Genomic DNA, 8,781 nt, shown 5'->3' on the forward strand with positions numbered 1-8,781 from the left:
GGGTGTGCAGTTGAAAGTTGTCGCCGATGCCGCTGATGGTGCAGCGCCAGCCCTGGCTGGTCGCGCGGTGTAGCACGAGAAGTGGTTCGTCGTCGAGGACCAGCAGCAGGCCCTTGAGCCAGTGCGCGGTCTCGATGTCTGCTTCGGCAGTGTCGACGGCGCCGAGTAGTTCCTGTCGCCGCGGCATCGCCAGGCGCGAGTCTTTGCGCTGAGATAGATACAGCACCGGTTGTACCCAGTCGTCTGCTGCGAACCACGCCTCGACGGCCGACATGGCGCCCTGCTGATCGATGCCCGAGCTCGCTACCGCGGCAAGAATCGCGGCTGCGGTTGCGTTGAACGTCTCGATGTCACGGACCTCGGGCAGCTGGAATCCGACGGCGGCGGCTAGGGTCTTGAACCCTTCGACGTCGGCCAGGACCGCGATGGCCCGGTCGACAAGGGTCGGCAACACCACCGAAGGATTCACGCCGCGGTCGCATAGCGCGCCGACGGCGCGCACCATGCCCGAGCCGACACCCCAGGGCACCTGTCTCAGCAGCGGCATCAAGTCAGTGGCGACTTCGGTTGCAGCCGCGGGCGAGAGTGCGGGAATCGAGGTGAACAACGTTTGCAACGTGTCGTCGAACGCGACCATGTCTCGTCGTTCCAGGGCATCACGAAGGGAATCGGCAACCACCTCCGCATACTATTGAGTACGAGCCGACCCGTAGCGGGCAGCACAAGCCAGGGTTGGGAACACTGTTGATGCTTGCGGGACAGGCTGCGCTACAACGGAACAAGCCTGCGGGCTCGACGACACGGCGGCTCGCCGAGATCGAAGCCGCTGAGAAGGACCCAGCCGTGTCGGGGGAGCGCAAACCCAAACCGGCCCGCGCCCCGGTGAGCGTCCCGCAGATCACGAAAGCGCTCGGAAAGTGGAGCGCAACGCTGGACCTCCTCGCACCAGTGCTGGTCCAACACTGTGGCCGGTCCTTGAACCGAGAACTTGTCGGCCAGGTGATGGAGCTGAACACCGATCTCGAGGAAGACGAGCAGTCCTAACGATCGTTAAAGCTCGGATCCGCGCAGGTTCCGGGGCCTTCGGCGATCGGTGGGCAAACTCGTTCGCCAGTGTCGGTCGGTGTACGTAGCCTCATGGGGCAGCCATGCGAAAACGGCATGAACACAACACATCGGCACCGGGGAACGGCCCCGGTGCTCATCATCGAACTCGATGAGATCGACAGAAACGGCACCACCTACACACGCAGCGCACTGGTCACCCTCATTACCGCCAGCATGGGTCCGCGGCGCGACGCCCGAGGAGACGATCCGGGTCGAGTTCGCCCACCCTGAGATCTAACCCCGGGTCTACACCCCGACAACCAAGTCGCCGGGCACTACCTGACCTTCGAACACCTGAAGTAGCACCCGGCGATGGAAGTGGCCCGGACCGAGCACGGTCCAGGCCACAATCGGCGATGTCGGCGTCCGCCGGCGCAGGGCTACAGATCGAACCTGTGCCCGAGCAACACCCGGAACGCCCCGAGAGCCTCGCCGGTCAGCGTCGCCTCGAGCTCCACATAGCTGGCGCGCGCGATCGTGACCAGCGAATACGAGACAACCACACGGCCGTCGGGCAGCGTCATCGACAGCAGGGACAACGGGGTCAACACCTCGCGGGCTTCGATCACCCGCACCGCGCTGATCACGGGGCGGGACTCGGCCAGCATGTCGGGGTCGATCACGATGACCGAATACCGTTGGCGGGTGACCGTTTCCACGGTCCAGATCTCGCCTTGGCGGGTAGGGCCTGAAGTCACAGGCCGGACTCCTGCTCATCGGGGAATCCGAGTTCGAACGACAGGTTCGCGCCGCCGGCCGCCGCTTCGGCTGCCGCGAGCGCCGCGACATCCTCGCGAAGGAACTCCCGGCGGATCGCGCGCGCCACATAGTCACTGAGTTGCCGGTTGGCACCAGCACGCTCGCGCAGTGGTCCGACCAGGCTATCGGGGATCACGAACGTCATCTTCGTACTCATACAGCCAATCATATGGCCGATCGTATGGCGTGTCGAGGGCGCCAGGGTTCGGGTCCGCCGGGCGGTTGCGAGACATTGGCGGTTACGACCGCCCGGCGGCACGCGACAACCATGAGGGGTGCCACTGGGCAGTTTATCGCCAGCTCGACCGGGCATCCGCCGACTATCGGCTTTCGTCACACGATCGCATTTAGTACCAATACACATCCGTCACAGTGACGTAATGCTGCCTATGGGGGGAAGGGAGGGGTTGGGACCTGCAAGTCGATGGTTGAACGGCATCCCCATGCTGGGACTTTCGGCTTCGAGCTGACTGAGTCGAGCTCGTGTAATCGCGGGTTGGCCCAGAGGGCTGTCGGAGCGAATCCGCGCAGATTCGACGGCTTCCTTCGCCGATAATAGCTCTTATGTCAACTTATTTGCGACAACTCTAGGAGCCGAGACCGGCGGATTCGCTTGGCGCCGACGCAATCGAAGCACCGGGTTGCCAGGAGGTCTGGATCACCTTTCCGAGACGATTCAATGATTTTCATATGTACATATAAGTATGTATGCATCAGATTCGGAAGTGTTGTCCGCGAGGCCGTGTCTCCATTGGTGGGGATGGCAGTCGGGAACCGGACAAGATTCCGGGCTAACGTTTCTACTTCTTCTACGGAACTGAGCGGGTCGCCGGCGTCCACTGGCCTCGATGCCGCTAGAGGGGTGGAGTCTTGCGGATTGCGTTCGTGCACACGCCGATTCCGCTACGGCAGGTGCATGGTAGGCAGGAATATTGGCAGAGCTTCGATCTGCGCTACTTGGCAGTCCATTCCAACGTCCGTCCGATGCGCAAGGTGTTGTGGGAGCTGCCGCACTGGATCCCGTGGCTGGCGGGCGTCCTTCGCGATGCCGGGTTCGATGAGTTGGAGTCGCTGGACTTCTATGGCGACTGCGCAATCGTTGATCGCATCGACGAGCATACGATCCACCGGAGGCTCGGCGATCACGGTGCCGATGTATACCTCCTCTCACCGATGACTATCAACCTTCCGCACGCGTTTCGCATTGCGGAGATGATCAAGGAGATCAATCACCGCGCGATAGTCGTGTTCGGCGGGATCGTCGCCACCCCACTGTACGACTACGTGGCTCGAAACCCGCACGTGGACTATGTGGTTCGTGATCGCGGCGAGTACGCGCTGCCCGCCCTGTTGTCCGCCCTGCGCGATCGGCGACAGCTCGATCATGTTCCCAATCTTGTGTTCGAGCTACCCGACCGGACGCTCGCTGTCACGCGCACGAGCAGGCAAATGCCGCTTGCCGAGATGCCGTTCCCGAAGGTGGACATATTTCCCGCCGATACGGGGCAGGATCTGCGCTATATTCGACAGAACTTCGCGCTAGGATGCCCTTTCACCTGCGACTTCTGCACAATACAGACGATCGGCCGCAAGCCGTCCTACTTCTCGCCACAACGCGTTATCGCCGAAGTCGATGCATACCGTGCGCAATTCGGCGAACATCATCATGTCTATTTCGGGGACGAGACCTTTACTGTCAACACGGATCGCACCCTGGAAATATGCGATGCCCTCAAGCAATTCGGTCGAATTACCTATGACTGCCAGACTCGGCTCAATTGCTTGGGAAATATGGCAGTATACGACGCACTGCGCGAGAGTGGTTGCCGGTGGATCGAACTGGGCTTGGAGTCGGTGAGCGCCCATACCCAGAATTTGTTCAAGCAGCACACTAAACTGTCCAGCCTGGAACAGATCTTGGCCCAACTGCGCGATGCAGGACTCGCGGCGTGCTCATATCTCATCGTCGGTCTGCCCGGCGAAAGCATCGACGATATGCGACGAACGCTGGACTGGGGTGCGTCACTGATTGACCGGGGGTTGCTTGCGGCCTCGTATCTGTCGGTGTTCGTGCCGTACCCGGGAAGCCCGATGTTCGATCATCCTGAACGCTACGATATGCGGCTGTTGCATAAACACTTTGATCTATACAGTGAAGAACTCCCGCCCGTAATTGCGAGCGGGAATGCGACCGGCGAGCAGATCTATGACGTCTATACGACGGGTCTCGAGATGCTCTCCCAGGCAATGCGCGGATCCGCGATCCGCGCATTGCCATGAGATCCATGCATGCTGCCCAAGGAAGACCGGCGATCAGACGGGCAGGACCGCCGCGGTTCGAGTGCCGTGGCTGACGCATGAGTCCGGACTCGACGAGCGCCACACCATTCAACTCGGACCTGATGGCAGCATGGTCCGAGCGATTCACCTGCTATACCGCAGCGTTGGGCGTATGGCTCACTCACCGCCAGTTGAGGTGGTGGCGGCCGCTGCTCACCGGCGGTCCTTACCTTGGTGTCCGTGAGCAAGGTGGGCTGTGGCAATTCGATCACAGCCCCGTGCCGTGGGCCGGGGGGCTTGGGCTTACGGTGCGCGGCTGCGACGATGCGAAGGAGGCGCGGGCCGCGGTTGATGACCTGCGGGGCGTCGGGCCGGTGATCGTTGCAGCGGACGTTTTTCACTTGCCCTGGCAGTTGGGATACCGCCGTTGGCACGCGCCGCACTGGTTCGTCCTGCCGCCGCTCGGCGCGGCCGCCGAGCTAGTCGACCCGCTGGCCATGACCACTGAGCGCGGCCGTCAGAAGCCGTTTCGTGGGCCGCTCCCGCCCGCACTCTTCGTCGGCTGGGGTCGGGCACTGTCCGGTGACAATACGGTGCACCAATTTCGCGAACGTAGCGTTCTCGGCACAGGTCCGACGCAGCTGGGCGCGCGCTATCGCTGGCTGGAGCCGGTAGTTCCGGGGTGCGGGCCGATACGTGAGACCATGCGGACCGACCACCGGTTGGCAGGCCCCGACGCCTGCCATGCGCTCGCGGATTACTTTACCGATCACGGTTCCGACTCGGCTGCCTACTCCCAGGCCGAGGATGTGTGGCAGGCCGTACGGCAGCGGGAGTTCGCTGTCTCGGCCGCCGAAGCGGACCCGGGCCTGATGCCCCCGCAGGCGCTAGCTCATTGGCGGAGCGCGCTGGAGCATTGGCGCCGTCTGCCCGGATTGCTCCTGCATGCGCGACTCTCCGCCGAGGCCTCCCGCCCGGACGCAGCCCGGGCGGTCGTCTCAGCGCTGCGACGGGTCGCAGCCTTCGAAGGGCAGCACAGGGTCGGCGAGCCGGCTGTAGAAGTCGACGGTTGGGAGTCGCGATGACAGTGGCGCTGCCCGCTCCCGCCGCAGGCTATCTGTCCTGGCACGAGGCCGCTCGACAGCTGGCTGCAGGGGTGGGCCCATCTGATACCGAGCCGACAGGACAGACCTGGTCGGCAGCCGGTTCCGGACCGCTGCGAACGCTGAAGGTGATCCTGCTTGCCACGTACACGACCGACATTCTCGAGGAGCTGCTGCCGGTCGCCGCGATCCGCCACCGGATGGCGTTCAACCTGCGAACGGCACCGTTCGGGCAGCTCGAGCAAGTGTTGTTGGATCCTGGCTCGCCGGTGCTCGCTGACCGGCCGGAATACGTCGTCCTTTGCTTCGCATGGCAGGACCTGGGGCTAGTGCCGGGCAGCGGGCCGGTCGATGAGCAGAGCGCGGAGCCTAGTCCGGCGGAACGGGTCGACGTGGCCGTGACACGAGTCGCCTCACTCTGGCGCGCGGCGACCACAGCGGGCGCGCGGGTGGTGCAGCTCGGACTGGTGTCTCCGGCGAGTGATCCATCCGGCGCCACGGCGTGGACCGCCGACGGGTCAGTGTCGTCGACAGTGCGGCGAGTGAACGCTGAGCTACGCCGCCGTGCAGGCGAGCAGGTGCTGTTCATCGACGCTGAACGGCAGGCTGCCGTCGTCGGGCTCGCACGGTGGGAGGACTCACGTTTCTGGCATGCCATGCGACAGCCGTTCGCACTGGACGCCGCGCCGTATCTCGCTGCGCTTGTAGCGGGGACTATTGCGCATGATGTCGGGCTGACACGCCGATGCGTCGTCCTCGACCTTGACGGCACGCTGTGGGACGGCGTGCTCGGTGAGGACGGCATCGACGGTATCGAGCCCGCCGGTGGGCCCCGTGGCGAGGCGTTTCTCGCTTTTCAACAGTTTCTGCGCGGGCTTCGTGAGCGGGGCATTGTGCTCGCCGTGGCGAGCAAAAACGATCGAGACTTGGCCCTCCGGGCGTTGGCGGAGCATCCGGGGATGCTGCTGCGCCCGCAGGACTTCGCGGCGATCGTCGCGGATTGGCGGCCGAAATCGGCGCAGCTGCGGGACATCGCCGACCAATTGCGGCTGGGCCCCGGCAGCCTCGTATTCGTGGACGACAACCCGGCGGAGCGTGCCGAGGTGGCGGCGTCCCTGCCTGCGGTCGAGGTGGTCGACCTGCCCGCACAGCCGTCGGGCTTTCCAGCTGCGCTTGAAGCCGCCCCTGGCCTGTTCGCCGGGCCGCTCCTGGCCGAGGACACCACCCGAGCCGAGTCCTACACGGCGCTTGCTGCCGGTGCCGAGCTCGCTGCGGCCGACAGCAACATCGAGGACTATTTGCGGCGGCTGTCGATGACTGCCGAGATCGCGCCGGTCAGCGAGGTCACGCTGCCGCGGGCCGCGCAACTGATCGTCAAGACCAACCAGTTCAACCTGACCGGTCGTCGGCGAACACAAACCGAACTCGCGGCGCAGGTTGCCGACGACAGCTGGCGCTGTTGGACCATGCGGATGCGCGACGCGTTCGCCGACCACGGCATCGTCGGCGTTGTTGTCGCCCAGACCCACGACCGTGTGGTGGAGATCGACACGCTCGTCCTGAGCTGCCGGGTCATCGGTCGCACCGCCGAGCAAAACCTGGTTGCGGCCGTGTCGCGGTGGGCGCGGGTCAAGGGCTGCTCACAGCTCGTCGGCCTGCGGAGGGCCACCGACCGCAACGGTGTCACCGCGAATATCTACCCCGGAATGGGATTCGCCACGGATCTCAGCACTCCCGGCCGCTTCCTCTGGGATCTCGCAGGCGGACCCGTCGCGCCGAGCCGGTTCATTCACGAGGAGCAGCATGAATGACCTTGTCTACGATCGTGTTTCCGCAGTTTTCGCGGGGATCATCGGGAGCCCGCCTGCTCGTGGCATGGCTACCGTCCCCGCCGACGTCGAGAGTTGGGACTCCCTCGGTCACATCCGGTTGGTTCATGCGCTGGAACGAGAGTTCGACTGTCGGCTCGACGACGATGCACTCATGCCAGGGCTCTCGCTGGGCGGCCTGGTCGTGGCGCTGCAGATAGCCGGCGGCCTGAAGTGACCGGGGCCATGTCATCCGGCGAGGCCATCTTCACCGCTGCGGACCTCGAGCGTTTTGCCGCGGCAACCGGCGACCGCAACCCGCTGCACCTGGACCTGCGCTTCGCCCAGCAGACCCATTACGGTGAGCTGGTCGTGCACGGGGTGCTGGGTGTCCTGGCCGCCTTCGGTCAGCTTGGCCCTGCGGTGTCCAGAGTGGTGGAGCTTCAGGTCGGGTTCCACCACCCGATGACGTTGGGCAGTCGCGTGCGTATCACCTCAGACCTCGCTGCCGAAACGTTGCGGCTCCGCTCTGCGGGTCTGACCGTCTGTACAGTCCGCTATCGGCTCGCCGAGGAACCGCTCACGGCGGGAGAACCGGGCGACGGCACGCCACCCGGCGCGGTCACTCGAGCCGAGCCCGAGGCTGAGGCCAGGGTGATGGATATCGATGCGCTCGCGGCGCTCGGCGCCGAGGTCGGGACGCACCGCTCGGACACTGCTGCGGTCCGAGAAATCCTCGGTAACGCTGCTCTCCCTGAGCATCTCGTGGCCACGCTTGCCTGGGCCGGCTTTTGGACTGGTATGCGAACGCCGGGTCGGAACGCTGTCTTGTGCGGCCTGCGCGTCACGTTCTCATCCCTGGTTGCGGCCGGACCGGAGATCCAATACCGCACGCAGCCACCGGACGTATGCCCGCGCACAGGTTTTGTTCGGGTGAATGCCGTCGTGGCGGGCCGCGTCCACGCGACGGTGGCCATCGAGAGCTTCCTTCGTCAGCCCGCTCCGCAGGCGACGGCCGCCTCGATCGCTGCACACCTGCGCCCGGGTAAGCGCCTCGCCGGCAGGACGACGCTCGTCGTCGGCGGCAGCCGCGGCCTCGGACGAGCGCTGTCGCTGGGCCTGATGAGCCAGGGGGCACGGGTTCTGGCCGTGAGCCGTGCGGCCGCAGCCCATGTGGCGCAGATGCGGGACGAGCTTGGCGACGGGGCAGAACGGCTGCACGGGATCGAAGCCGACGCTACCGACGCGGTCGCGCTACGGATCGCGCTGCCGCCTGATCTCACCCGCCTCGACGGGCTTGTGCTGTGCAGCACGCCGCGCCTGGCGTCACTGCCGCTGCATATCGACGCGAGTGAGATCGCAGCCAAGTATGTCAACGACTGCGTTCGGCACTGCTGGGATCCGCTGGCAGCGTGCCGGGACTTGCTGGTCAAGGACGCATTTGTGGTTATCGTCTCATCCCGCGCAGTGGCCGACCCGCCGATGCTCTGGCCACACTACGTCGCGGCGAAGGGCGCATTGGAGGGCTTTGCGACCTACCTGGCGAGGAACTTCCCCTGGCGCGTCGTGGTGACCCGACCGCCGCGGATGTGGACCGACCTGACGAGCGCCCCTCTGAGTCACGTCAGCGCCATCGCGACGGAGGCTGTGGCCGCAGAAGTGGTGATGGCGCTTCTCGAGGACGGCGATGGTGCGGTATTCGAACCGGTGTACCTGGGCTGAGG

General features: G+C 64.9%; 10 protein-coding genes. 7 read left to right on the top strand and 3 right to left on the bottom strand.

Annotation, left to right across the window (positions count from 1 at the left end; translation table 11 throughout):
- Positions 1-637, bottom strand: a 637-nt coding sequence (locus tag JWN03_RS34900) for a hypothetical protein (RefSeq protein ID WP_297624129.1), incomplete at its 3' end; no start/stop codon positions are given.
- A gap of 110 nt (positions 638-747) precedes the next feature.
- Here JWN03_RS34900 and JWN03_RS34905 point away from each other — a divergent pair.
- On the top strand, positions 748-1,044 hold the full coding sequence (locus JWN03_RS34905; RefSeq protein WP_297624132.1) for a hypothetical protein: 297 nt from the start codon (positions 748-750) through the stop codon (positions 1,042-1,044).
- 117 nt (positions 1,045-1,161) lie between these two features.
- Positions 1,162-1,338, top strand: a complete 177-nt coding sequence (locus tag JWN03_RS34910; protein ID WP_297624135.1) for a hypothetical protein — start codon at positions 1,162-1,164, stop codon at positions 1,336-1,338.
- A gap of 149 nt (positions 1,339-1,487) precedes the next feature.
- On the opposite strand, the gene JWN03_RS34915 is transcribed toward JWN03_RS34910, so the two are convergent.
- Entirely contained in the window at positions 1,488-1,805 is a 318-nt protein-coding gene (locus JWN03_RS34915) for a hypothetical protein (RefSeq protein WP_297624137.1), read from the bottom strand.
- Positions 1,802-2,023, bottom strand: coding sequence for a hypothetical protein (locus JWN03_RS34920; RefSeq protein ID WP_297624140.1), 222 nt, complete (start codon positions 2,021-2,023; stop codon positions 1,802-1,804). Before JWN03_RS34920 ends, JWN03_RS34915 begins: the two co-directional genes overlap by 4 nt.
- Positions 2,024-2,751: 728 nt before the next feature.
- Here JWN03_RS34920 and JWN03_RS34925 point away from each other — a divergent pair.
- From JWN03_RS34925 to JWN03_RS34945, 5 genes are all read left to right on the top strand, one after another.
- Complete coding sequence (locus JWN03_RS34925; RefSeq protein WP_297624143.1) at positions 2,752-4,146, top strand: B12-binding domain-containing radical SAM protein; 1,395 nt, start codon at positions 2,752-2,754, stop codon at positions 4,144-4,146.
- A 122-nt stretch (positions 4,147-4,268) separates the two neighbouring features.
- A complete protein-coding gene (locus JWN03_RS34930; protein ID WP_297624146.1) occupies positions 4,269-5,231 on the top strand; it encodes a hypothetical protein in 963 nt (320 codons plus the stop codon).
- Entirely contained in the window at positions 5,228-7,060 is a 1,833-nt protein-coding gene (locus JWN03_RS34935) for an HAD-IIIC family phosphatase (protein ID WP_297624149.1), read from the top strand. The genes JWN03_RS34930 and JWN03_RS34935 overlap by 4 nt, the downstream gene beginning before the upstream one ends.
- Positions 7,053-7,295, top strand: a complete 243-nt coding sequence (locus JWN03_RS34940; RefSeq protein WP_297624152.1) for an acyl carrier protein — start codon at positions 7,053-7,055, stop codon at positions 7,293-7,295. The genes JWN03_RS34935 and JWN03_RS34940 overlap by 8 nt, the downstream gene beginning before the upstream one ends.
- An 8-nt stretch (positions 7,296-7,303) precedes the next feature.
- The gene (locus tag JWN03_RS34945) at positions 7,304-8,779 is read left to right on the top strand and encodes an SDR family NAD(P)-dependent oxidoreductase (protein WP_297624155.1); all 1,476 of its coding nucleotides are present in this window, start codon (positions 7,304-7,306) and stop codon (positions 8,777-8,779) included.
- The last annotated feature ends 2 nt before the right edge of the window (positions 8,780-8,781 follow it).

This window comes from Nocardia sp., from assembly GCF_025465275.1.
Classification (GTDB): Bacteria; Actinomycetota; Actinomycetes; order Mycobacteriales; family Mycobacteriaceae; genus Nocardia.

Bases quoted from the DNA above. Each gene is read 5' to 3' on its own strand.
- JWN03_RS34905 (WP_297624132.1), top strand. From the start codon at position 748: ATGCTTGCGGGACAGGCTGCGCTACAACGGAACAAGCCTGCGGGCTCG.
- JWN03_RS34910 (WP_297624135.1), top strand. From the start codon at position 1,162: ATGAACACAACACATCGGCACCGGGGAACGGCCCCGGTGCTCATCATC.
- JWN03_RS34920 (WP_297624140.1), bottom strand. From the start codon at position 2,023: ATGAGTACGAAGATGACGTTCGTGATCCCCGATAGCCTGGTCGGACCA.
- JWN03_RS34930 (WP_297624146.1), top strand. From the start codon at position 4,269: ATGGCAGCATGGTCCGAGCGATTCACCTGCTATACCGCAGCGTTGGGC.
- JWN03_RS34935 (WP_297624149.1), top strand. From the start codon at position 5,228: ATGACAGTGGCGCTGCCCGCTCCCGCCGCAGGCTATCTGTCCTGGCAC.
- JWN03_RS34940 (WP_297624152.1), top strand. From the start codon at position 7,053: ATGAATGACCTTGTCTACGATCGTGTTTCCGCAGTTTTCGCGGGGATC.
- JWN03_RS34945 (WP_297624155.1), top strand. From the start codon at position 7,304: ATGTCATCCGGCGAGGCCATCTTCACCGCTGCGGACCTCGAGCGTTTT.